Annotated in this window: 26 protein-coding genes; 3 read left to right on the top strand and 23 right to left on the bottom strand. The window is 70.4% G+C overall.

Translation table 11 applies throughout. The features are described from left to right. Positions 1-8: 8 nt before the first annotated feature. The 5 genes from EHS43_RS06950 to rpsB form a co-directional block, all read right to left on the bottom strand. On the bottom strand, positions 9-1,268 hold the full coding sequence (locus tag EHS43_RS06950) for a phosphatidate cytidylyltransferase (RefSeq protein ID WP_125189654.1): 1,260 nt from the start codon (positions 1,266-1,268) through the stop codon (positions 9-11). Next, positions 1,268-1,825 (bottom strand): ribosome recycling factor, encoded by a 558-nt coding sequence (gene frr / locus EHS43_RS06955; protein WP_037708751.1) that lies wholly within the window; start codon positions 1,823-1,825, stop codon positions 1,268-1,270. Before frr ends, EHS43_RS06950 begins: the two co-directional genes overlap by 1 nt. A 147-nt stretch (positions 1,826-1,972) precedes the next feature. Beyond that, positions 1,973-2,731, bottom strand: coding sequence for a UMP kinase (gene pyrH, locus EHS43_RS06960; RefSeq protein WP_020120963.1), 759 nt, complete (start codon positions 2,729-2,731; stop codon positions 1,973-1,975). 189 nt (positions 2,732-2,920) lie between these two features. Further along, on the bottom strand, positions 2,921-3,757 hold the full coding sequence (gene tsf / locus EHS43_RS06965; RefSeq protein ID WP_125189655.1) for a translation elongation factor Ts: 837 nt from the start codon (positions 3,755-3,757) through the stop codon (positions 2,921-2,923). A 158-nt stretch (positions 3,758-3,915) separates the two neighbouring features. Next, on the bottom strand, positions 3,916-4,836 hold the full coding sequence (rpsB, locus tag EHS43_RS06970; RefSeq protein ID WP_125189656.1) for a 30S ribosomal protein S2: 921 nt from the start codon (positions 4,834-4,836) through the stop codon (positions 3,916-3,918). A gap of 272 nt (positions 4,837-5,108) precedes the next feature. Between rpsB and EHS43_RS06975 the strand changes: the two genes are divergently transcribed. Continuing rightward, positions 5,109-5,678, top strand: a complete 570-nt coding sequence (locus EHS43_RS06975; protein ID WP_260470423.1) for a murein hydrolase activator EnvC — start codon at positions 5,109-5,111, stop codon at positions 5,676-5,678. 253 nt (positions 5,679-5,931) lie between these two features. On the opposite strand, the gene EHS43_RS06980 is transcribed toward EHS43_RS06975, so the two are convergent. The 18 genes from EHS43_RS06980 to proS all read right to left on the bottom strand — a co-directional run bounded on the left by EHS43_RS06980 (position 5,932) and on the right by proS (position 20,574). Further along, a complete protein-coding gene (locus EHS43_RS06980) occupies positions 5,932-6,489 on the bottom strand; it encodes a TetR/AcrR family transcriptional regulator (RefSeq protein WP_125189676.1) in 558 nt (185 codons plus the stop codon). Positions 6,490-6,594: 105 nt separating this feature from the next. After that, entirely contained in the window at positions 6,595-7,437 is an 843-nt protein-coding gene (gene whiG, locus EHS43_RS06985; protein ID WP_125189657.1) for an RNA polymerase sigma factor WhiG, read from the bottom strand. 243 nt (positions 7,438-7,680) lie between these two features. Beyond that, on the bottom strand, positions 7,681-8,838 hold the full coding sequence (dprA, locus tag EHS43_RS06990) for a DNA-processing protein DprA (protein WP_125189658.1): 1,158 nt from the start codon (positions 8,836-8,838) through the stop codon (positions 7,681-7,683). Then, on the bottom strand, positions 8,835-10,460 hold the full coding sequence (locus EHS43_RS06995) for a YifB family Mg chelatase-like AAA ATPase (protein ID WP_125189659.1): 1,626 nt from the start codon (positions 10,458-10,460) through the stop codon (positions 8,835-8,837). Before EHS43_RS06995 ends, dprA begins: the two co-directional genes overlap by 4 nt. Before the next feature lies 1 nt (position 10,461). Beyond that, positions 10,462-10,824 (bottom strand): YraN family protein, encoded by a 363-nt coding sequence (locus EHS43_RS07000; protein ID WP_125189660.1) that lies wholly within the window; start codon positions 10,822-10,824, stop codon positions 10,462-10,464. 138 nt (positions 10,825-10,962) lie between these two features. Further along, positions 10,963-11,271 (bottom strand): DUF2469 domain-containing protein, encoded by a 309-nt coding sequence (locus EHS43_RS07005; protein ID WP_003965949.1) that lies wholly within the window; start codon positions 11,269-11,271, stop codon positions 10,963-10,965. A gap of 56 nt (positions 11,272-11,327) precedes the next feature. Continuing rightward, positions 11,328-11,849, bottom strand: coding sequence for an NUDIX hydrolase (locus EHS43_RS07010; protein WP_125189661.1), 522 nt, complete (start codon positions 11,847-11,849; stop codon positions 11,328-11,330). Next, the gene (gene lepB, locus EHS43_RS07015; protein WP_125189662.1) at positions 11,839-12,612 is read right to left on the bottom strand and encodes a signal peptidase I; all 774 of its coding nucleotides are present in this window, start codon (positions 12,610-12,612) and stop codon (positions 11,839-11,841) included. Before lepB (EHS43_RS07015) ends, EHS43_RS07010 begins: the two co-directional genes overlap by 11 nt. A 113-nt stretch (positions 12,613-12,725) precedes the next feature. Further along, entirely contained in the window at positions 12,726-13,697 is a 972-nt protein-coding gene (gene lepB / locus EHS43_RS07020; protein WP_125189663.1) for a signal peptidase I, read from the bottom strand. Then, entirely contained in the window at positions 13,585-14,679 is a 1,095-nt protein-coding gene (gene lepB / locus EHS43_RS07025) for a signal peptidase I (RefSeq protein ID WP_125189664.1), read from the bottom strand. Before lepB (EHS43_RS07025) ends, lepB (EHS43_RS07020) begins: the two co-directional genes overlap by 113 nt. After that, the gene (gene lepB, locus EHS43_RS07030; RefSeq protein ID WP_125189665.1) at positions 14,672-15,367 is read right to left on the bottom strand and encodes a signal peptidase I; all 696 of its coding nucleotides are present in this window, start codon (positions 15,365-15,367) and stop codon (positions 14,672-14,674) included. Before lepB (EHS43_RS07030) ends, lepB (EHS43_RS07025) begins: the two co-directional genes overlap by 8 nt. Before the next feature lie 45 nt (positions 15,368-15,412). Then, entirely contained in the window at positions 15,413-15,763 is a 351-nt protein-coding gene (gene rplS, locus EHS43_RS07035) for a 50S ribosomal protein L19 (protein WP_053848457.1), read from the bottom strand. Between the two features lie 133 nt (positions 15,764-15,896). Continuing rightward, positions 15,897-16,730: a tRNA (guanosine(37)-N1)-methyltransferase TrmD gene (gene trmD, locus EHS43_RS07040; protein WP_125189666.1), complete on the bottom strand. Its 834-nt coding sequence runs from the start codon at positions 16,728-16,730 to the stop codon at positions 15,897-15,899. 3 nt (positions 16,731-16,733) lie between these two features. Further along, positions 16,734-17,276, bottom strand: coding sequence for a ribosome maturation factor RimM (rimM, locus tag EHS43_RS07045; protein WP_125189667.1), 543 nt, complete (start codon positions 17,274-17,276; stop codon positions 16,734-16,736). Positions 17,277-17,378: 102 nt separating this feature from the next. Beyond that, positions 17,379-17,618: an RNA-binding protein gene (locus EHS43_RS07050; protein WP_007384965.1), complete on the bottom strand. Its 240-nt coding sequence runs from the start codon at positions 17,616-17,618 to the stop codon at positions 17,379-17,381. A 2-nt stretch (positions 17,619-17,620) separates the two neighbouring features. Then, positions 17,621-18,040 (bottom strand): 30S ribosomal protein S16, encoded by a 420-nt coding sequence (gene rpsP, locus EHS43_RS07055; protein WP_037708517.1) that lies wholly within the window; start codon positions 18,038-18,040, stop codon positions 17,621-17,623. Between the two features lie 254 nt (positions 18,041-18,294). Continuing rightward, positions 18,295-18,897 carry a hypothetical protein gene (locus EHS43_RS07060; RefSeq protein ID WP_125189668.1) on the bottom strand — a complete coding sequence of 201 codons (603 nt, stop codon included), beginning with the start codon at positions 18,895-18,897 and terminating at the stop codon, positions 18,295-18,297. 261 nt (positions 18,898-19,158) lie between these two features. Next, the gene (gene proS, locus EHS43_RS07065; RefSeq protein ID WP_125189669.1) at positions 19,159-20,574 is read right to left on the bottom strand and encodes a proline--tRNA ligase; all 1,416 of its coding nucleotides are present in this window, start codon (positions 20,572-20,574) and stop codon (positions 19,159-19,161) included. A gap of 198 nt (positions 20,575-20,772) precedes the next feature. On the opposite strand from proS, the gene EHS43_RS07070 reads away from it, so the two are divergent. Both EHS43_RS07070 and EHS43_RS07075 read left to right on the top strand, forming a co-directional pair. Continuing rightward, positions 20,773-21,624, top strand: coding sequence for an SAM-dependent methyltransferase (locus tag EHS43_RS07070; RefSeq protein WP_125189670.1), 852 nt, complete (start codon positions 20,773-20,775; stop codon positions 21,622-21,624). Between the two features lie 120 nt (positions 21,625-21,744). After that, positions 21,745-22,698 (top strand): IS481 family transposase, encoded by a 954-nt coding sequence (locus EHS43_RS07075; RefSeq protein ID WP_125189671.1) that lies wholly within the window; start codon positions 21,745-21,747, stop codon positions 22,696-22,698. Positions 22,699-22,740: the final 42 nt, after the last annotated feature.

The following is a 22,740-nucleotide window of genomic DNA, read 5'->3' on the forward strand; positions in this document are numbered from 1 at the left end:
GCGCGCGGTCAGCCCGAGCCCACGAACAGCACCAGCAGCAGCCACACCACCGGAGCCGTCGGCAGCAGGGAGTCCAGGCGGTCCATGATGCCGCCGTGGCCCGGCAGGAGGGTGCCCATGTCCTTGATGCCGAGGTCACGCTTGATCATCGACTCGCCGAGGTCACCCAGCGTCGCACTGGCCGCGACCGCAAGCCCGAGCAGCAGGCCCTGCCACCACATGCCGTCGTCGATCAGGAACTCCATGCACAGCGCGCCCGCGGCCATCGCGAACGCCACCGCTCCGAACAGGCCCTCCCGGGTCTTGCCGGGGCTGATGCGCGGCGCGAGCTTGTGCGTGCCGAAGCGCCAGCCCACCGCGTAGGCGCCGGTGTCGCTGACGACGGTCAGGAGCAGGAAGGTCAGGACGCGTGCAGCCCCGTCCTCGGCCGTGAGCATCATGGCGACGAACGTGGCCAGGAACGGGACGTAGAACGCAGCGAAGACACCCGCCGTGACGTCCTTGAGGTAGCCCTCCGGCGGTTCGGTCATCCGCCAGACCAGGACCGCGAGTGCCGTGAGCGCCATGGCCACCCACGCGCCCTCCGCGCCCCGGACGTACCCCGAGACGACCATCGCGGCCCCGCCGAGCGCAAGCGGCACGAGGGGCGCCTTGATGCCCTTGCGCTCCTCCAGCCGCTTGGTCAGCTCCCACAGCCCGACCACCACGGCGACCGTGATCACGCCGACGAACGCGGCCTTGACGAAGAACAGCGATGCGATGATCACCGCGCCGAGTCCGACCCCGACCCCTATGGCCGCACCCAGGTCCCGCCCCGCGCTCTTCTTCTGCGGCGCGGGCGCCGGCTGCGAGGAGTCGGGCATGGGCTCCGGATTCTGCGTCTGCGGTGCCGCCGTGTAGGGCTGCGCCGATGCGGTCACTTCACGGTACGTCCCGTCGGGGACCGCCGCGTCATGGAACGCCGCGTGAGGGGACGTATGGTCGCGGAACGTCCCGGCTTGGGGCGGCTGGTCCCGGAACGTCTCGTCAGGGAACGTCTCGTCCCGGAACAGAGGACCGCTCAGCCGAGCGGCCCCCCGGTCGTCATCCTGGTCGTCGCCGGATGGGGGTACGGCGGGTCCGTCGGGCACGATGGGCATGGGGCGAGTGTGCTGCGCGTCATGCGCATCGTACGCGGGACCCGCCGGGGCAGCCCCCTGGACAGGCCCCTGGTCGGACGGCCCCCAGTACCCGGTGTGTGGCGGCGTCGCCCAGGAAGAGTCGTTCATCAGACCTCGAGCAGCTCCGCTTCCTTGTGCTTGAGGAGCTCGTCCACCTGGGCGACGTACTTGTGCGTCGCGTCGTCGAGCTCCTTCTCCGCACGGCGGCCCTCGTCCTCGCCGACCTCGCCGTCCTTGACGAGCTTGTCGATCGCGTCCTTGGCCTTGCGGCGGACCGAGCGGATGGACACGCGCGAGTCCTCGGCCTTGCCGCGGGCCACCTTGATGTAGTCGCGGCGGCGCTCCTCGGTGAGCTCGGGGAACACCACGCGGATGATGTTGCCGTCGTTGCTCGGGTTGACGCCCAGGTCGGAGTCGCGGATCGCCTGTTCGATGTTGCGCAGCGCGGTCTTGTCGAACGGGGTCACCACGGCCATGCGCGGCTCCGGCACGGAGAACGAAGCCAGCTGGTTGATCGGCGTCGGCGCACCGTAGTAGTCGGCCACGATCTTGTTGAACATCGCCGGGTGCGCACGCCCGGTGCGGATCGCGGCGAAGTCCTCCTTGGCGACCACGACGGCCTTCTCCATCTTCTCCTCGGCCTCGAGGAGGGTCTCTTCGATCACCACTTGCTCCTGCGTGTCTTGAGTAGGCCCGGCTGCTGTTCCATGTGCCTGGGGGCGGCGGCCGGCTGCGTCGCGTCTTCTTCCTGCACGGTTCCCGACCGTCAGGACATTGTCCATCCCCCGGTCAGGGACCGGGTGTTTCCCGGGTCAGTCCCGGCTGCCCTGCTCACCCACAAGCGTGCCGATCTTCTCACCCTTGACGGCCCGTGCGATATTTCCCTCCGCCAGGAGCTCGAACACCAGGATCGGGAGCTTGTTGTCGCGGCACAGCGTGACCGCCGTGGCGTCGGCGACCTTCAGGTCACGCGTGATGACCTCGCCGTATCCGAGGGAGTCGAACTTGACCGCGTCGGGGTTGGTCTTCGGGTCGGAGTCGTAGACCCCGTCCACGCCGTTCTTGCCCATGAGCAGCGCCTCGGCGTCGATCTCCAGGGCGCGCTGGGCGGCGGTGGTGTCGGTGGAGAAGTACGGCATGCCCATACCGGCGCCGAAGATGACCACGCGGCCCTTCTCCAGGTGGCGCACGGCGCGCAGCGGGATGTACGGCTCGGCGACCTGGCCCATGGTGATGGCGGTCTGCACCCGGCTGTCGATGCCCTCCTTCTCCAGGAAGTCCTGGAGGGCGAGGCAGTTCATCACGGTGCCGAGCATGCCCATGTAGTCCGAGCGGGCGCGGTCCATGCCGCGCTGCTGGAGTTCGGCACCGCGGAAGAAGTTGCCGCCACCGATGACGACCGCGATCTCGGCGCCGTCCCGGACGACGGCGGCGATCTCACGGGCGATCTTGTGCACCACGTCGGGGTCCACACCCAGGCCCCCGCCACCGGCGAACGCCTCTCCGGACAGCTTCAGCAGAAACCGGCCGCGTACTTTGCCGTCGTCGCTCTTCTGGGCCTTGGTGGTCATGGGGATCCCGCCTCTTTCACCTGTTGCACATACGAAGAAGGCCACTGCCGGTTGGGAACTGGTTCGCATCCCATGCTCGGCAATGGCCTCCTCGTCAGATCTGCTGTCGTCCGCCACGCGCGTGCGTGGCGGCGTACCGGACGACTGCTGACGACCCTATCGGGCCCGCGCGTCGCTCGCGGTACGGACTCAGATGCCGACCTTGATACGCGTGAAGCGCTTCAGGGTGACACCGGCCTCGTCCAGGACCTTCTGGACCGACTTCTTGGGGTCGAGCGCGTACGGCTGACCGAGGAGCGTGGCGTCCTTGAAGAAGCCGTTGACGCGACCCTCGACGATCTTGGCGATCGCGGCCTCGGGCTTGCCCTCGGCGCGGGTGGTCTCCTCGGCGATGCGGCGCTCGGACTCGACGACCTCGGCCGGCACGTCCTCCTTGGAGAGGTACTTCGGCGCGAAGGCGGCGATGTGCTGGGCGATACCGCGCGCGGTCTCCGCGTCCGGCTTGTCCAGCTCGACGAGGACACCGATCTGCGGGGGCAGGTCGGGCATCGTGCGGTGCATGTACGCGGTCACGTAACCGTCGGTGAACTGCGCGAAGCGGTCCAGGACGATCTTCTCGCCGAGGTTGGCGTTGGCCTCGTCCACGAACGCCTGGACGGTCTTGCCGGCCTCGATCTCGGAGGCGAGCAGGGCCTCCAGGTCGGCCGGGGAGGTCGCGGCGACGTGCTGCGCGATCTGGTTGGCCACGGCCTGGAACTTCTCGCCCTTGGCGACGAAGTCCGTCTCGCACTTGAGCTCGACCAGGACGCCGGAGGAGTTGTCGTCGGCGATGATCGAGACCACGGCGCCGTTCTCGGCGGAGCGGCCCTCGCGCTTGGCGACGCCCTTCTGGCCCTTGATCCGGAGCGCCTCGACAGCCTTCTCGACGTCGCCCTCGGCCTCGTCCAGCGCCTTCTTGCAGTCCATCATGCCGGCGCCCGTGAGCTCACGGAGCTTCTTGACGTCGGCGGCGGTGTAGTTCGCCATGAGTCTGTGAATCTTTCTCGAAGTCTGGAAGATCGAAGATCTACGGGGTCTGCGGCCCCCATGTGACCCGGGGCCGCCGACTCTCCGCTGACCTACGGGTGAACGGCGGGAGCGGAGTTGATGCCCCCGCTCCCGCCGTCACCCCTGACGCTGACGGGTCAGGCCTGCTCGGCGTCCGCGGCCGGAGCGGCCTCGGCGGCGGGAGCCTCAGCCGCGGGGGCTTCCTCGGCGGCCGGGGCCGCAGCGGCCTCGGCGGCGGGAGCCTCAGCAGCCGGGGTCTCCTCGGCCTTCTCCTCGGCCTTCTTCTCGCCACCCTCGAGCAGGTCGCGCTCCCACTCGGCGAGCGGCTCGCCCGCGGCCTTCTCGCCCTTGTCACCGGTGGCGACGCGCGAGCGGCTGATGAGGCCCTCGGCGACGGCGTCGGCGATCACGCGGGTGAGCAGGGTGACGGAGCGGATCGCGTCGTCGTTGCCCGGGATCTTGTAGTCGACCTCGTCGGGGTCGCAGTTGGTGTCGAGGATCGCGACGACCGGGATGTTGAGCTTCCGGGCCTCGCCGACCGCGATGTGCTCCTTCTTGGTGTCCACGATCCAGACGGCGCTGGGCACCTTCTGCATCTCGCGGATACCACCGAGGGTCTTCTCGAGCTTGGCCTTCTCACGCGAGAGGACCAGGAGCTCCTTCTTGGTCAGACCCGAGGCGGCGACGTCCTCGAAGTCGATCTGCTCGAGCTCCTTGAGGCGCTGCAGACGCTTGTAGACGGTCGAGAAGTTGGTGAGCATGCCGCCCAGCCAGCGCTGGTTGACGTAGGGCATGCCGACGCGGGTGGCCTGCTCGGCGATGGCCTCCTGCGCCTGCTTCTTCGTGCCGACGAACATGACCGTGCCGCCGTGGGCGACGGTCTCCTTGACGAACTCGTAGGCGCGGTCGATGTACGACAGCGACTGGAGCAGGTCGATGATGTAGATGCCGTTGCGCTCCGTGAAGATGAAGCGCTTCATCTTCGGGTTCCAACGACGGGTCTGGTGACCGAAGTGGACGCCGCTCTCCAGCAGCTCCCGCATCGTGACGACGGCCATGGCCGTTCTCCTTGGTGTTCTCGGTTGTACCGCGGGTACCGGAGGGCACCCGCGCCTGACGCCCGCGACGCGCCTTGCCACAAAGGACCGAGAGGCGCTGACACCGACCGCGTGACGGCCTGATGTCGGGGCGTGCGAAGTCGACCCGGTGACCCGGATCGCCAGAAGAAGTGTACGGGACCGGCGAGGCACCGGGTGACGCCGCTGTCCACAACCCGGGAGTAGTCCACAGGCCCCGGCCGCGCCCCGGCCCGGTGCGGCACGGTTCGGGGATGCGAGCGAAACGATGTGCGGGTACGGCGCTGGGGTTGCTGCTGCTGGTCCTGGCGGCTCTGCCGCTGCGGGCGCCGACGCCGGAGCCCCTCCTGAAGCCGACGGGCACCGACGTCTCGGTCCCGGTCGTGGGTCGCGCCTGGCCGGTGGGCATCCGCCCGGCGGTGCTGCGCGGCTGGGAGCCCCCGGCGACGGTGTACGGCCGCGGCCACCGGGGCGTGGACCTGGCAGCACCCGCCGGCACCCCGGTACGGGCGGTGGCGGCGGGCCGGGTGTCCTTCGCGGGCCGGGTGGCGGGGAAGGGCGTGATCGCGGTGGAACTGACGGGGACGGACCTGCGGACGACCTACGAACCGGTGACGGCGTCGGTGCGCAAGGGGGACGAGGTGGAGGCGGGCGAGGCGGTGGGCACGGTGGACCCGACGGGTTCCCACTGCCCGACCGCCTGTGTGCACTGGGGTCTGCGGAGGGGCGAGACCTATCTCGACCCGCTCTCCCTGCTGCCGCCGTGGCTCCTGCGCAGGGGCCCGTCGAGACTGCTCCCCGTCCTGGGGGTCCCGCTGCCCTGACCGCGGCACCCCACCGGCACGAACATCACAAGCCAGGGCACCTCACCGCGCGAACCCGCACGCGCCGACACGACACCTCATCAGCGTGCCCCTCAAGGGCCGACGCCTCACCAACACGACCCCACAGCCCCCGGCGCCTCACCAACGCGCGCCCTCAAGGGCCGTCACCCCACCAGCGCGCCCCCACGAACACCGGCACCTCACCAGCGCCGGCACCCCCACCCGCACCCGTGAGGACCGAGAACCGAGGACCTCAGCCCCGCACACCCCGCAGCGCCATGGAAACCGCGGCCTCGGTGATCACCGAAGGCTCCTCCGCGGCGCCCAGTTCGAGCCGCCGCACGGCCGCGTCCACCACCCCTTGCACCAGCATCGCCGCCAGCCGGGGCTGCTCGTGCCCCATTTCCGCGAGCGCCTCGACGATCAGCGCGACCAGTCCGCCGTGCGCCGCCCGGATCTTCTCCCGGGCCCCGGCGTCCAGCTCACTCGCCGAGATGGCGACGACGGCCCGGTGCCGCCGGTCCCCCACCAGCGTCAGCTGCCGCCGCACATACTCCTCGACCTTGGCCTCCGCCCCCTCGGCCGCGGCCATCGCCGTCGAGACCTCCGCGGCCCACACCGGGAAGTCGACCTCGCACAGCTCCTCGACCACGGCGGCCCTGGACCGGAAGTACTCGTACACGGACGAGCGCGCGAGGCCCGTCCGCTCGGCGAGGGCCGGGAAGGTCAGCGCTTCCGTACCGCCCTCGGACAGCAGAGAACGAGCCGCGTCCAGCAGGGCGGCTCGCTGCATCGACCGGTGCTCGGCCACGGAGGCCGCTCGAATCCTTGGCACGTCAACCACTGTACGGACGCGCCACTGCCGACGGGAGTCACTCCGCTCGACCAGGCGGGACCGGTGGGCCGTCCGGCCAGGTCAGCGACCGAAACTGGCCAGCTTCGCCCGCAGCTGCAGCACGGACTTGGTGTGGATCTGGCTGACCCGGCTCTCGGTCACTCCCAGTACGTTCCCGATCTCGGCGAGCGTGAGCCCCTCGTAGTAGTACAGGGTCACGACGGTCTTCTCCCGCTCGGGCAGCGTGTTGATGGCCCGCGCGAGGAACCGTCTGAGCTCCCGGTCCTCGGCGACCTCCACCGGGTTGTCCGCGGCGGTGTCCTCCAGCGTGTCCATGAGGCTCAGCCGGTCGCCGCCCTCGCCCCCGACATGCAGCAGCTCCTCCAGCGCCACCACGTTGGCCAGCGACAACTGACTGAAGACCGCGTGCAGATCGTCCACCGCGATGCCCAGCTCGCCGGCGACCTCGCCCTCCGTCGGCGTCCGGCGCAGCCGCGCCTCCAGCGTCGCGTACGCCCGCTCGACGTTGCGCGCCTTCTGCCGCACGGACCGCGGGATCCAGTCCAGCGCCCGCAGTTCGTCGATCATCGCGCCCCGGATCCGGGTGATCGCGTAGGTCTCGAACTTGATCTCCCGGTCGACGTCGAACTTCTCGATCGCGTCGATGAGCCCGAAGACCCCCGAGGAGACGAAGTCCGCCTGCTCCACATTGGGCGGCAGACCGACGCTCACCCGCCCGGCGACGTATTTCACGAGCGGTGAGTAGTGCAGGATCAGCTGCTCGCGCAGCCGCTCGTCTCCCGTGGTCTTGTACGACCGCCACAGCTCGTCGAGCGTCGAGGGAGCGGGCGGCCGCACGCTGCCACCGTCACGGGCGGCCTGGGGGATCGCCGCCCGGTCGGACCCGGAAGTGTGCTGGGGCATTCGTCGCCTTGTGCCGTTCTGCCGTGAAGTACGCGTTGTACGTGAAGTGCGTCGGAATCCCCGTGAGCGTAGCGTGACTGAGGAGTCGCAGTGCGCAAACAGCGGGCCCGGATCCCCGCGCGGACGTGTTCCGCGAACCTCCCGCGCCGGGCACGGCCGCCACCCTGTGTGATCAACCGAACACCCCAACTGCGGTAATTCCCAAGGACTTCGCGGTTCCCCCGGACGGCCGAACACGCTCGGTCAACACGGCCCGCGCTCCCCGCGGACGGAGATCATCGCCTGGCGTGTCAACTTCCAGCCGTCGCCGTGTCGTTCGACGTAACCAAGTGCACGGAGTTCGTACAGTCTCGCGACGGCGTCGTCCCGTGTCGTCTGCGCACCGCGCGCGATCTCGTCCACCCCGGCCTCCCGGCGCGCGGGCAGCGCGGACAGGACCCTGCGGGCCCCCGGGTCCAGCAGATCGCGCGGCAGCACCGGTCCACGCCGGTCGGGGGCCAGCTCCCCCATGTCGCCGACCAGTTCCACGACTTCCGCGGCGTCCGTGACCAGCGTGGCGTCCCCGCGCAGCAGCTCGTGCACCCCCGCGGACAGGCTGCTGGTGGCCGGCCCGGGCACGCCCATGGTGTGCCGGCCCAGCCGCTGCGCCGCTCGGGCGGTGACCAGGGAGCCGCTTCGGTGGGCCGCCTCGACGACCACGGTGCCGCGGGTGAGGGCCGCGATCACCCTGTTGCGCAGCACGAATCTGCTGGGCGTCGGATGATCGCCGGGCGGCAACTCCCCGATCACCAGACCCTGTTCGGCGATCCTGGTGATCAACTGGGTGTGTCCGCGCGGATAGGGCCGGTCCACCCCGCAGGCCAGGACGGCGACAGTGGCACCGCCCGCGCCGAGGGCGCCCCGGTGGGCGGCACCGTCGACCCCGTAGGCGCCGCCGGAGACGACGACCCAGCCCAGCTCGGCGAGGTCGGTGGCCAGCGTGGCCGCCATGTGGGCTCCGTACTCGGTGCAGGCCCGGGCCCCGACGAGGGCGACGGACCGGAGCGCCCACATCCGCAGGCTGGGCCGCCCCCGCACCCACAGTCCGAGCGGCCGCGCGTCCATGAGGTCGTCGAGCTGCGCCGGCCACTCGGCGCCCCCGGGCACGACGAACCGTGCCCCGGCCTCGTGGGCGACGGCGAGGTCCCGGCGCGGGGCGGCCACCGCGGCCCTCGCCCGCATCCCGCTCCACCGCTTCTCGCTCACGCCGGGCAGCGGCTCCCCGGACCCGCGCAGCCTCGCGGCCACCTCCTGGACGCCCCGCTCCCGGACCCACCGTCCCGCGACCTCGTCGCCGGGCTCGACGACCCGGGCGAGGAAGACGCGGTCGAGCCGTTCGCCGTCGGGTTCGTCGCCGGTCATGCCGGCGCCCCGATGGCCATGGGCACGCCCCGGGGCACTCCGGTGCGCAGTTGCAGCGCCAGGGCGACGTCCGTCGCGTCCGGTCGGTCGTGTCCGACGAGGTCCGCGACGGTCCAGGCGACCCGCAGGACGCGGTCGAGTCCCCGGGCGGTCAGCACGCCCCGCTCCAGGTTGCGCTCGGCCTCGTCCATCGCCCCGGACACAGCGTGCCAGCGGCTGCGCAGTTCCCGTCCGGGCACCTCGCTGTTGGTCCGCCACGGGGTGCCGGTGAAGCGCGCCGTCGCGCGTTCCCTGGCGGCCCGCACCCGGTCGGCGACCACGGCGGTCGACTCGCCCCGGGCACCGCGTCCGGCCAGCTGGTCCCGGGTGACCCGGTCCACCTGCACCCGCAGGTCGACCCGGTCGAGCAGCGGCCCGGAAAGCCGGGCCTGGTAGCGCCGGATCGCCGAGGGCGGGCACTCGCAGAAGTCGTCGGTCTGCGAGAAGCGGCCGCAGGGACAGGGATTCGCCGCGAGCACCATCAGGAACTTCGCCGGGAACCGTACGACCCCCGCACTGCGCGCGATCACCACGTGCCCCGCCTCCAGCGGCTGCCGCAGCGCGTCGAGGGCATGGATGCTGAACTCCGGAGTCTCGTCGAGGAAGAGAACGCCCCGATGGGACAGGGACACCGCCCCGGGGCGGGCGACGCCGGGTCCGCCGCCGACCAGAGCCTGCATGGTGGCCGAGTGGTGCGGCGCGCAGTAGGGGGCGACGTCGATCAGGGGCTTGCCCGGCGGCAGCAGACCGGCCACCGAGTGCACCGCCGTGACCTCCAGCGACTCCTCCCGGGCCAGCCGGGGCAGCACCGCGGGCAGCCGCTCGGCCAGCATGGTCTTGCCGGCCCCGGGCGGCCCCTCCAGGAACAGGTGATGGCCACCGGCCGCCGCGACCTCGACGGCCGTCCGCGCCGAGGTCTGACCGACGACGTCGGCCAGGTCGTGTCCGTGGTCCTGCTGCGCGGCCCCTGCGCTGTGCATGCCGGTGGCGGCACCCGTGCCGGGCACCCGCAGGCCGGCCAGCAGCGGATCGGGGCGGCCCGGTTCGTGCGGCTCCTCGTCGGGCACCGGTTCGTCCGCGAGGACCGCGATCAGCTGCCGCAGGCTGCGCACGCCCAGCACGGAGATGCCGGGCACCAGCGAGGCCTCGGCCGCGGCGCACTCCGGCACGACGACCTGGACGTAGCCGGCGTCGGCGGCGGCCAGCACCGCGGGCAGGATGCCCCGTACCGGGCGCACCCGGCCGTCAAGGCCCAGCTCGCCGATCATCACGATGTCGGCGAGCACGCGCGGGTCGATCCGCTCGGAGGCGCCCAGCACGGCACATGCGACAGCGAGGTCGAACCCCGAACCCGCCTTGGGCACCGACGCCGGGCTGAGCCCCACCGTGAGCTTCTTCTGGGGCCACTCGCCCCCCGAGTTCACGACGGCCGCCCGCACCCGGTCCCGGCTCTCGGTCAGGCTCTTGTCGGGCAGCCCCACCAGGGTGAAGGCCGCCACCCCCGGCTCCAGGTCCGCCTGGACCTCGATCACGACCCCTTCGACGCCCACCAGGGCCACCGAGCACGTACGCGCGAAGCCCATCTCAGGCCACCCCCCGCGCATGCTCGACCACGGGCGCCCCGCGCCGGGGCAGGACGACGCCCACCAGGTCGATGCGGACGCCTCCCGGTGGCGCTCCTCCCTGGGCGTGGATCCAGCAGGCGGCGAGCCGCCGCAGGCGCTCCGCCTTCTCGGGGGTCACCGCGGCCATCGGGTGCTCGAAGGCACCCGTCCGGCGGGTCTTGACCTCGCAGAGGACGAGGACCTCGCCGTCCCGCGCGACGATGTCGATCTCGCCCGTCCTGCCACAGCGCCAGTTGCGCTCCAGGACCGTCATCCCGGCCTCGGTCAGCCGCCTCGCGGCCAGACTCTCGCCGTACTTGCCGAGTGCACTGCGTGCGTTCATGTCGGCACCACCTCCGGCGCCAACGATCACGCAACCCCGCCCACCGAGTTGATCTTGGTGGACGACTCAGCGGTTGTGGACAACCCGGCCACTCACACGGGTGAAGTGGGGGAAGCAACCGTCACCCGGAAACGCCCGTCACCCGCCCGGCAGCTCCAGGTCGCTCTTGTTCAGCTCCTCGATGTTCACGTCCTTGAACGTCAACACCCGCACCTGCTTCACGAAGCGAGCCGGCCGATACATGTCCCACACCCACGCATCCGCCATGGACACCTCGAAGAACACCTCACCCTGGACCGAGTGCACCTGCATCTCGTAGTCGTTGGTCAGGTAGAAGCGCCGCTCGGTCTCGATCACGTATTTGAACAGACCGACGACATCGCGGTACTCCCGGTAGAGCTTGAGCTCCATCTCGGTCTCGTACTTCTCGAGGTCCTCGGCGCTCATGGCATGTTCCCCTTCAGCCGTGCGATCCCACCATTGTGCGCCAGTCCCGTCGGCACCTAGACGATTTCGGTGCCGAGGGTCACGGGCCCGGCGGGGGGACCTTCGTCGAGCAGCTTGCGCAGCAGCTCGGCGAGTCTGGTCGGATACACCGTCTCATGTGCCCGGGTCAGTTCCTGACACGTCCACCAGCGCGCTCCGGCGACGCTGCGTCGCTCCAGCTCGGTCAGGGCCGTGGCCCGGGTGGCCGTCACCGTCGTACGGGCCAGGTAGTACCACTCGTCCTGGTCCCAGCGACGGCCCGCGAACGGGAACGAGCAGGTCCGGCGCCAGAGCACCGGCCCGAGTTCCACCTCGGTGATGCCGGTCTCCTCGGCGAGTTCCCGCAGAGCGGCCTCTTCACGGGTCTCGTCGCCCTCCAGTCCGCCGCCGGGGGTGAACCACCAGTCGTCGGACGGATCGTCCGGTTCGTGCCCGTGCAGCAGCAGGATGCGGTCCTCGGGATCGAGCAGCACCACCCGGGCCACCTTGCGCAGCCCTCCCTCGAACGGGTCCCCGTGGGCGGCTGCCTCAGTGGGCACCGACGGGCTCCGTCCGGGACCGGGAGCTCCTGCCGAGGCGCTTGGCCACGGGCCCGTACGCCCCGCCGCCCATCACCAGCGCCGCGCCGACGACGATCAGGATGACGATCGTGCGCAGCGGGCCGGGCGAGGAGGGCGCGCCGAGCGGCTCGAAGGCGGCGGGGCGCTCCACCATGCCCTTCATGGGCCAGACCACGGCGTCCACACGAGCGGTCACCGCCGAGCTCGCGACAGTGCCCTGGGCGGCGTCGGTGAGGTGTACGGAGGAGTCCAGCGAGCCCTGGCGCTCGTCGCCGAGCAGGAACAGCCGCCCCTTGGGCACCTTGACGGTCGGGATGGACTTGATCTCGGCCGGGCCGCCCTTGAGGTAGGTCTCGTCGATCTCCTTGCCGTTGACGGTCAGCTTCCCGTCCGTGCAGCAGGAGACCGTGTCGCCGCCGACCGCGACGACCCGCTTGACCACGGGCGCGTTGGTCACCCAGGTCTTGTCGGTGAAGACGACGATGTCGCCCCGGCGTATCTCGTCGCCGTCGACGCGCTGCGCCAGCACCCGGTCGCCGGCGTCGATCGTGGGCGTCATCGAACCGGTGGGCACGGTGTACGGCCGGTAGAGCACCGCTCCCCAGGCGAATCCCCCGAGGAACAGCACGATGCCCAGTGCGACGGCCAGTCCGGACAGTCGCTGTCCGGTTCGGCTGCCCACCGGGCCCGTGTCGGTGCCACCCCTGTGCGGGGCCGTACGTGTAGTGCTCTCGCCACCCATGGACCCGCACCCTACCCGGCGGTACCCGAGCGGGTCAGCCCTTCCCGACCGGCCGGAGCGCCAAGCTCCGCAAAGCTTTCACCAGGCCCGTGGCGCCCCCGGTCCGGAAGGGTTCAGCGGGTCCGCTCGACCGCGGCCTTCCGGCGCCGCCACAGCGCCACCGGCACCGCACCGACGAGGGCGATGCCCTGCGGCGCGACGGTCAGGGCCGCGGAGGCCGAGGACTTGTCGTTGATGCCGGCCTGGTCGAAGGTGTCCGGCTTGGGCAGCGTGCCCCAGCGGTTGACCGGCCAGGCCTTCACGATGGCGCGGCCCACGACGTCGTCGACCGGGACCATGCCGTGGTGCTTGTCCGACTGGTTGTAGCGCGAGTCGCGGGAGTTCTGCCGGTGGTCGCCCATCACCCAGATGTAGCCCTTGGGGACCTTCACGGTGAACTGGCCGCCCTGGTCGTCCTGGCTGCACGGGGTGTTGCCCGCGTAGACGTACGACGACTCGCTCAGCGCCTTGCCGTTGACCTTCAGCGGGCCGGTGCCCTCGCAGGAGACCGTGTCACCGCCGACGCCGATGACGCGCTTGATCAGGTCCTTCTCCTCGGCGGACGGCATCAGGCCGATCCAGGAGAGGAACGTCTGCAACGCGTTCGGGTCCGCGGTCGGCTCACCGGCGAGCCAGTTGTCGGGGTCGTGGAAGACGACGACCTCGCCCCGCTCGGGCTCGGAGCCGAACCACGGGGTGAGCTTGTCGACCAGCACCCGGTCACCCTGCTGAAGGGTGTTCTGCATCGAGTCCGACGGGATCGAGAAGGCCTGCACCAGGAACGTCTTGATCAGCAGCGCCAGCACCAGCGCGATACCGATCAGGATCGGCAGCTCCTTCCAGAAGGAGCGCTGCTTCTTCGCATTGGGGGCCGAATCGCCGGGCCCTCCGCCCCGGGCCTCGGTCGTCGTGCCGTCCTCGGTCCCTCCGGAGTCACTCCCGGAGGTCACGGCGCCGTCCGCGGCCGGGTCGGCTGCTTCCACGGGGCGTCCGCGGTGCTCCTCGCCGTCGTGCCCGGATCGTGCGCCAACCGCCACATCCCCCACGCCAACTCCTTACTCTGTGCCGCCGCCTGCCCCAAGTACGGCGCAGGCCCACCACTCCCATAACGAGCGGGAGTTCCGCAGGGCTCGGGAGTTGGATCGCTTCGTTTCGATCGTCCTGAGCAACCCTAAGCGACGCCCGGGAAGCTGTGGCCGCCCCGGACACAGAGTCGGCAACGGAAGAGTAAGTTTTCGGTTCGTCCAGCATGGTCGCGTGTCCGAAAGGCCACGCGATGACCCTGGCCCGCCCCACCACCGAGTCCAGCGACACCGTGCCGCCGTAGTCGGTGTCCTGGTGCGAGCGGGAGTCCGCGGAGTTGGCGCGGTGGTCGCCCATCACCCACAGCCGCCCCTGGGGGACCGTGATGTCGAACTGCTGGGTGGAGGGGGCGTTCCCGGGATACAGGTAGTCCGTCTCGCTCAAAGGGACGCCGTTGACGGTCACCCGGCCCTCGGTGTCGCAGCACTTGACCCGGTCGCCGCCGACGCCGACGACCCGCTTGATCAGGTCCTTCTCGTTGTCGGACGGCAGCAGGCCGATGAAGGTGAGCCCCTCCTTGACCTGCTTGACGACCACGGGGTCGTCCTTCTTCGTCGTGGTCTGCTCGTCCTGGAGCCAGCCGCCGGGGTCCTTGAAGACGACGACGTCCCCGCGTTCGGGCTCGGAGCCGAACCACGGGGTGAGCTTGTCGACCAGGACGCGGTCGCCGATCCGGATCGTCTGCTCCATCGAGCCGGACGGGATCACGAACGCCTGGACGAGGAACGTCTTCAGGACCAGGGCTATCAGGACGGCCACCCCGACCAGGAGCGGTATCTCCTTGACCGCGCCGCGCCTTCTGCGCCGTTTGACCTTGCGCTGGAGCTGGCGCCGCTCCGCGCGCGAGCGGCCGCCCGAGGGACTGGCGGAACGCCGTACGCCGGTGGGCAGCAGGTTGTCGGCCGCGGTGGTCGACACACCGCGGGGTTTGCCCCGGTTACCCATGCGCGCCCTCCGCTGCGGGCACGCGCGCGTAGGCGGTGGAGCGGTGCAGGCGGGTGGCGTGGCCGGCGGGCCAGATGATCCAGTCGGCCCGTCCGAGGACGTCGTCGACGGGGATCATGCCGCCGCCCGGTGAGCCCAGATGGTCCCGGGAGTCGCTGGAGACGCTGCGGTGGTCGCCGAGGACGAACAGGGCGCCGTCGGGCACCTCGACCTCGAAGGGCACCGAGGACGGGCTGTCGCCGGGGTACAGGAAGCCCGACTCGTCGACCGACCGGCCGTTCACCTCGATCCTTCCCTTCTTGTCGCAGCAGACCACATGGTCTCCCCCCACCCCCACCACGCGCTTGATGTAGTCCCCGGCCCCGAAATACCCGGTTCCGTCGAACACGACTACATCTCCCCGCCGCGGCTCGGCACCGAAACGGTACGCGAACCTATTTACGAGAACGCGGTCCCCGATCCTCAATCCGTTTTCCATGGATCCGCTGGGAATCTGGAAAGGTTTGACCACGAACGTACTGATCAGCAGGAGAAGGACCAGGCTGAGCAGCAGGACCAGGGAGATCCGGCCGCCGGGCAGCCACTGGGTGACTCTCGACACCAACGCGAAACGCGACCGTCCCTCCACGGCCCCTGCGGTGGGGCGGGAGGAGCGGTCGCGCTCCGTCGGCTGTGCTTCGGTGTCCATCGGGGCCAGATGCTATCCGGCCGCGCTGTGACGTCCGAAAAGCGCTCAGTTCTCGCGCTTCTCCTTGATCTTCGCGGCCTTGCCGCGGAGCTCGCGCAGGTAGTACAGCTTGGCGCGGCGCACGTCACCGCGGGTGACGAGCTCGATCTTCTCGACGATCGGGGTGTGCACCGGGAAGGTGCGCTCGACGCCCACGGAGAACGAGACCTTGCGGACCGTGAAGGTCTCGCGGACACCGGCACCCTGACGACGGATGACTACGCCCTTGAACTGCTGCACACGGGAGCGGTTGCCCTCGATGACGCGGACGTGGACGTTGACGGTGTCACCCGGGCGGAAGGCCGGGATGTCGCTGCGCAGCGACGCGGAGTCGACGGAGTCGAGCAGGTGAGACATTTCGTCTGCTTTCTTCGCCCATGCCACAGGTCATCGGCGGTAGCTAGTGTTTCGTGAGGAGGCTGTCCGTGTCGGGGCGGGCGTCGTGTCCCCCTGTGGCAGGGGCGCACGCCGGACGACGCACAACAGCGGCTTATTGTTCCACGCCTTCCGGCCTGCGCCAAAATCGCCCGTACGGCTCCCCCGCCGGGTCCGGCGCCCAGCCCAGGATGGAGAGCATCTCGCGGTCCTTCTTGTCGAAGGTCCTGGGGTCGCAGCGCTCGATGAGGTCGGGCCGGTTGGCCGCCGTGCGCCGGAGCGCCTCGTCGCGGCGCCAGCGGGCGATCTTGCCGTGGTGGCCGCTGAGCAGGACGTCCGGGATGCCGCGGCCGCGCCACTCGGGCGGCTTGGTGTAGACGGGGCCCTCCAGCAGGTTCGCCATGGCTCCGGGCGCGAAGGAGTCGTCCCGGTGCGACTCGGCGTTGCCGAGGACGCCGGGCAGCAGCCGGGCCACCGCCTCGGTGACCACGAGCACGGCCGCCTCGCCGCCGGCCAGGACGTAGTCGCCGATGGACACCTCGTGGACCGGCATCCTCATGGCGTACTCGTCGATCACCCGCCGGTCGATGCCCTCGTAGCGCGCCGGCGTGAAGATCAGCCAGGGGCTCTCGGAGAGTTTCACGGCGAGTTCCTGGGTGAAGGGGCGGCCGCTCGGGGTGGGGACGACGAGGGCGGGCGTGTGCGAGCCCGCCTCGTAGCCGTCCGCCAGCACGGAGTCCAGCGCGTCCCCCCAGGGATCGGTCTTCATGACCATGCCGGGGCCGCCGCCGTACGGGGTGTCGTCGACGGTGTTGTGGCGGTCGTGGGTCCACTCCCGCAGGTCGTGGACGTGCACGTCGAGCTGCCCACGCGCGCGTGCCTTGCCGACCAGCGAGACGTTCAGGGGTTCGAGGTAGGCGGGGAAGATCGTGACGACGTCGAGGCGCATCTTCTACGACTCTTCCCGCGAGGAGGCGATCTCGGCGTTGTCGTCGATGAGCCCGGGGGGCGGGTCGATGACGGCCTTCTGCTCGGCGAGGTCGATCTCGGTGACGATCTCCTCGACGAACGGGATCATCACCTCGCTGCCGTCGGGCCGCTCCACGATGAAGAGGTCCTGCGAGGGCAGGTGCGAGATCTCGGTGATGCGGCCGACCTCCGTGCCGTCCGTGGTGACGACGTCGAGGTCCATGAGCTGGTGGTCGTAGTACTCGTCCTCCTCCTCGGGCAGCTCGTCGGGGTCGACCTCGGCGATCAGGAGGGTGTTGCGCAGCGCCTCGGCGGCGGTCCGGTCACGGACGCCCTCGAAACGCAGCAGGAGGCGGCCGCTGTGGACACGGCCCGTCTCGATGGTGAGCGGGCCGGTGGCGGCCGGGTCGGTCGCCAGTACGGCGCCGGGCGCGAGCCGGAGTTCCGGCTCGTCGGTACGGACCTCGACGGTGACCTCGCCCTTGATGCCGTGGGCGCGGCCGATCCGTGCGACTACGAGCTGCACTTGCGAAGATCTCCTGTCATGGAACCCGAAGGACCCGTAACGACTACGGGCCGGGGACGGCCCGATGGCCCTCCCCGGCCCGAGCCGGTGCTGCGTTTGACGTCAGCGGACGTGGTCGACGTCGACGAGGTCGACGCGGACACCGCGGCCGCCGATGGCGCCCACGACGGTCCGCAGGGCGCGCGCGGTGCGGCCGTTGCGGCCGATCACCTTGCCGAGGTCGTCAGGGTGGACCCGGACCTCCAGCACCCGCCCGCGGCGCAGGGTGCGCGAGGCGACCTGCACGTCGTCAGGGTTGTCGACGATGCCCTTCACGAGGTGCTCGAGAGCCTCCTCGAGCATGCTCAGGCCTCGGTCGACTCGGACTCAGCCGCGGCCTCGTCCTTCTTCTCGGCCTTCTTCTTCTGGGTGATGGCCTCACCCTTGCCCTCGTCGTCGCCACCGAGGGCCTCGAACGAGGGACGCGCGGCCTTCTCGGCCGGCTGGAGCAGCGGAGCCGGGGCGGGCTCGCCCTTGAACTTCTGCCAGTCGCCGGTCTTCTTCAGGATGGCGAGCACGGGCTCGGTCGGCTGCGCGCCGACACCCAGCCAGTACTGCGCGCGCTCCGAGTCGACCTCGATGCGCGAGGGGTTCTGCACCGGGTGGTACAGGCCGATCTCCTCGATCGCACGGCCGTCACGACGGGTGCGGGAGTCGGCGACGACGATGCGGTAGTGAGGCGAACGGATCTTGCCCAGACGCTTCAGCTTGATCTTGACTGCCACGGGAGTGGGTTCTCCTGGAATTGACGTGGTTGGGCACGGCGAGAATGCCGCGTGGGGTTGCGGTACCCGAGTGCCCGATGGACGCGTCAGCCGGAGGCGAGAGGGTTCCTGTGCGGCTGTCGAGTACAGCTAGCCATTGTGCCACACCCCGCGGCCCCGCTCCGACCGAGGCCGCGCACGAGCATGCCCGAGAGGCACCCGGCACTCCGGGTGCCTCTCGGGCAGGACCGCGGCTGCCACGAGCAGCCGCGGTCTCAGCTCGCCGCCGCGCCGACGATGTCGGGGATGCGGAACGGCTTTCCGCATCCCCCGCAGACGATCGGCGCCTGGGCAAGGACGGAGGGGACGACCCTCACATTGCGGCCGCAGTCGCAGACGGCCTTGACCCGGACCCCGCCTCCGGAGGAGCCGTGCCGCGCCGCCGGCCCCCGGAAGGAGCGGGCGGTGTCGGCGGAGGTCGCCGCCGTGTGGGCCTTGAGTGCGCGCTGGAGCCGCTCGATGGTCGGGCGGTAACGGCGCTTTGCCTCGGGGGTGAGCGTGACCAGGGAGAAACCGCTGCTCGGATGCGGTTCCTCGGGGTGGTCCAGGCCCATCTCCTCGGCGATCGCGAGGAATCTGCGGTTGTGGTAGCGGCCGGCGCGGGAGGTGTCGCGGATCCCTCGCGCGGCGGCGATGCCGTGGACTGCCTCGTGAAGCAGTCGCTCGAAGGAGAGCTCGTGACCGCACGCGGACGACGACTCCCCGATCAGGGACTCTGGCGCGGCAAGGTCCGGCAGTTCGGGGTGGTACCGCTGAATGTCGGCCCACGCCTCTGCCAGCTCTGCGGCGAGAACAGGTGGTGTCTGTGTCGTGCTCACGTAATGACAACGAGCCAGAGTGCCCCTGTGTTCCTATTCCGGGGCATCCCAAATAATTTGCACGTACCCGTCAGTTGCCGCTGATGCGTGGAGACGAGGGCGGGTGCGCTGATCTGCGGAGAAGCCTCACAGCTCGCCACAAGCTGGTGCGTAGTGTGAGGTACGCCCCGGCGCGTAGATCGTGTCCACGCGCCGGTGCGGATGTGATCCGCCGGTGCGCAAGAGGCGTTTCGGTCGCTCTCGCGCCGGAAGGGCCCTGCCTCAGTAAGCGCGCGCGACCACTGCGACGTTACCGGGGGCGTCGTCGGTTCCCGGCACCGACCCGTCCTCGGCGACCAGACACCGTACGGTCACCCCGTGCTCGGCCAGCCTGGCCTCGCCCTCCTCGCCGAGGACGGCCCACGGGATCCGCGCCCAGCCTCCGGCCACGGCGGCCTCGACGGCTTCGTCGAACGTCGACACCTCGGCCGTCCGGGACTCGCGGCGCTCCCGGGACTGGGCCAGCAGCAGCGCCTGGTCCTCCTCCAGGGCGGCCGGGAGCAGTCGTACGAGATCGTCGAGGGCGACCGCCTGCTTGCCTCCCGGGATGCGGCGGGCCACCATCGCGGTGCCGCTCTCCAGGTCACGGGGCCCGATCTCGACGCGGACCGGCACGCCCTTGAGCTCCCAGTCGACCGCGCGGCGGCCGAAGGGGGTGTCGGTGCGGTCGTCGACGTGGACGCGCAGCCCCGCCGCCCGCAGCCGGTCGCCCATCTCGCGGACCTTGGCCAGAACCGGCTCGTCGCCCTTGATCGCGAGGACCACGACCTGGGTCTGGGCCAGCCGCGGCGGGACGCGCAGGCCGTGGTCGTCGCCGTGCATCATCACCAGGGCACCGATCATGCGGGTGGTGGAGCCCCAGGAGGTCTGCCAGACGAGTTCCTGGGTGCCGTCCTTCGACAGGTACGTGGTGTTGAAGGCCTTGGCGAAGTTCTGGCCCAATTCGTGGCTGGTGGCCATCTGCAGGGCCTTGCCGTCGCCCATCATCCCTTCGAGGGTGAGGGTGTTGATGGCCCCGGCGAACCGCTCCTTGACGGTCTTGCGGCCGGGGACGACGTCCATGGCGAGGACGTTCGTCATGAAGTCCTCGTAGACCTGCCGGTGGATGTGCGAGGCGAACGCGCGCGCGTCCTCCTGGCTCGCGTGCGCGGTGTGGCCCTCCTGCCACAGGAACTCCGTGGTCCGCAGGAAGAGCCGGGGCCGCAGTTCCCAACGGACCACGTTGGCCCACTGGTTGATCAGCAGGGGCAGGTCGCGGTAGCTCTGCACCCACTTCGAGAAGTAGTCGTTGATGATCATCTCGGAGGTGGGGCGGACGACCGCGGGCTCCTCCAGCTCCTTGCCGCCGCCGTGGGTGACGACCGCGAGCTCGGGCGCGAAACCCTCGACATGGTCGGCCTCACGGGTGAGGTAGGACTGCGGGATCAGCAGCGGGAAGTACGCGTTCTGCGTGCCCGTCGCCTTGATCCGGGCGTCGATCTCGGCCTGCATCCGCTCCCACAGCCCGTACCCGTACGGTCGGATGACCATGGTGCCGCGCACCGGACCGTTGTCGGCCAATTCGGCCTTGGTGACCAGATCCTGGTACCAGCGCGGGAAGTCGTCCGCCCGGGGTGTGAGAACAGGTGCCTTTGCCATGGCGCGATGTTACGGGCCCGGATTGCCGGGATGTGAATTCTTTTCCCCGGCACATGCCAACCCGCAAGCGGGGCCCTTCTGCCTCTGGACGAGCGGTCGAGTGCGGAGTTACCTGGCATACGGGGGAACTGCGAGCGCACGTCACGGGGGCTACGGAATCGGGCACAGAGTCAACTCTGCGGATTGGGGCGCTTATCCATGACACCTACGCTCGTGCGGCAGCACCTGGCCTCGACGGGAGGGGCGTCCCGTGCGGACCTCGGTGCACGCGCGCGTGACTGGTCCGAGATCCAGGAGCGGATGCTGGTTCCGCTGTACGAGGCCGTCTACGAGCGACTGGAAGTGGGCCCCGCCACACGGCTGTTGGGCCTCGGCTGCGGCAGCGGGCTCGCTCTGCTGATGGCCGCCTCCAGAGGGGCCGCGGTCGCCGGTGTGGAGCCCTGCTCCCCGGAGCGGCTGGCGCTTGCGCGGGAGCGGCTGCGGCCGGAGGCGTGGGGCACGCGCGCGGGGACCGGCACCCGGCTGGTCGAGCAAGTATCCAAGGACGACTCCCTGGCCGGCCCGTACACCCTCGTGACCGCCTTCGAACCGATCGGGTGCCTCGCGGGCGACGCGGAGGGGCTCGGTGAGCTTCTCGCCTCGGCGACACCGCTCGCGGAGCGGGGCGCGGCGGTGGCGCTCGCCGGCTGGGGCCCGCCGGAGCGGTGCGCCACGTCCTCCGTGCTGCGGGTGGCCACCAAGCTGGCGGAGCCGCTGCGCGGCACGGGCAGCTGGCGCCCGGCCCTGCGTGACGACCTGGAGGAGGTCGCCCAGCGGGCCGGCCTCAGGCCCGACGGCTCGGGACGCGTCTCCTGCCCCTTCGGCTACGCCGACCTCGACAGCGCGCTCAAGGGCCTGCTGTCGACCGGGCTCTTCGACGCGGCCATCGAGGCCACCGACCGGGCGCAGGTGGACAAGGAGGTGACGGAGGCCCTGCATCCGTACCAGCGCCGGGACGGCACGGTGTGGATGCCGAACGTCTTCCGGTACCTGGTCGCACGCGTGCCTTAGGTGTTCTGTCCCGGGAGGTTGTGGACGGGTGAGCCAGGTCTCGGTTGAGGGATCTTGAACGGGTGAGGGCCTTCCGGTTCGGTGTGGATTGCGACGTCTACACCGACCAGAAAGGCCCTCGTGGTCCACCGTAATGCACCCCTGACCGAGACCGGACGCCTGCGCCTGGCCCACTGCGTCGTCGAGGAGGGCTGGCCCCTGCGCCGGGCCGCCGAGCGCTTCCAGGTCTCGCCCACCACCGCCCGGCGATGGGCCGAGCGCTACCGGCAGTTCGGCGAGAGCGGGATGTCCGACCGTTCCTCCCGCCCGGACACCAGCCCGCGCCGCACCCCGACCCGCACCGAACGCCGGATCATCAAGGTCCGCGTCCTGCGCCGGTGGGGCCCGGCCCGCATCGCGCACCTGCTGCACCTGGTGCCCTCCACCGTGCACCGCGTCCTGACCCGCTACGGCCTGGCCCGCCTCGCCCATCTGGACCGGGCCACCGGCCGCGTCATACGACGCTACGAACGCAACCGCCCCGGCGAACTCGTCCACGTCGACATCAAGAAACTCGGCAACATCCCCGACGGCGGCGGCCACAAGACCCTCGGCCGGCAAGAGGGCCGCAAGAACCGCTCGAACGCCGGGTACAGCTACCTGCACACCGCCGTCGACGACCACTCCCGCCTGGCCTACAGCGAGATCCACGCGGACGAGAAGAAGGAGACCGCCACCGGCTTCTGGACCCGGGCCCACACCTTTTTCACCCAGGCCGGGATCACCGTCGAGCGGGTCCTGACCGACAACGGCTCCTGCTACCGCTCACGCGACTGGCGCGACACGCTGGCGGCAGCCGGAGTCACCCACAAGCGAACCCGGCCCTACCGACCGCAGACAAACGGCAAGGTCGAACGCTTCAACCGCACCCTGCTCGACGAATGGGCCTACGCAAAGCCCTATCGGTCAGAGCAGGAACGACGCGCAGCGTTCCCCGACTGGCTGCACACCTACAATCACCACCGCGGACACACCGCGCTCAAGGGCCAACCACCCGCCAGCCGCGTCCCCAACCTCACGGGGCAATACACTTAGGGCCCCTCTCAGTGCCCCTCTTCCGGATCAGCCCGGCACCGG

Source organism: Streptomyces sp. RP5T, assembly GCF_003933965.1.
Classification (GTDB): domain Bacteria; phylum Actinomycetota; class Actinomycetes; order Streptomycetales; family Streptomycetaceae; genus Streptomyces.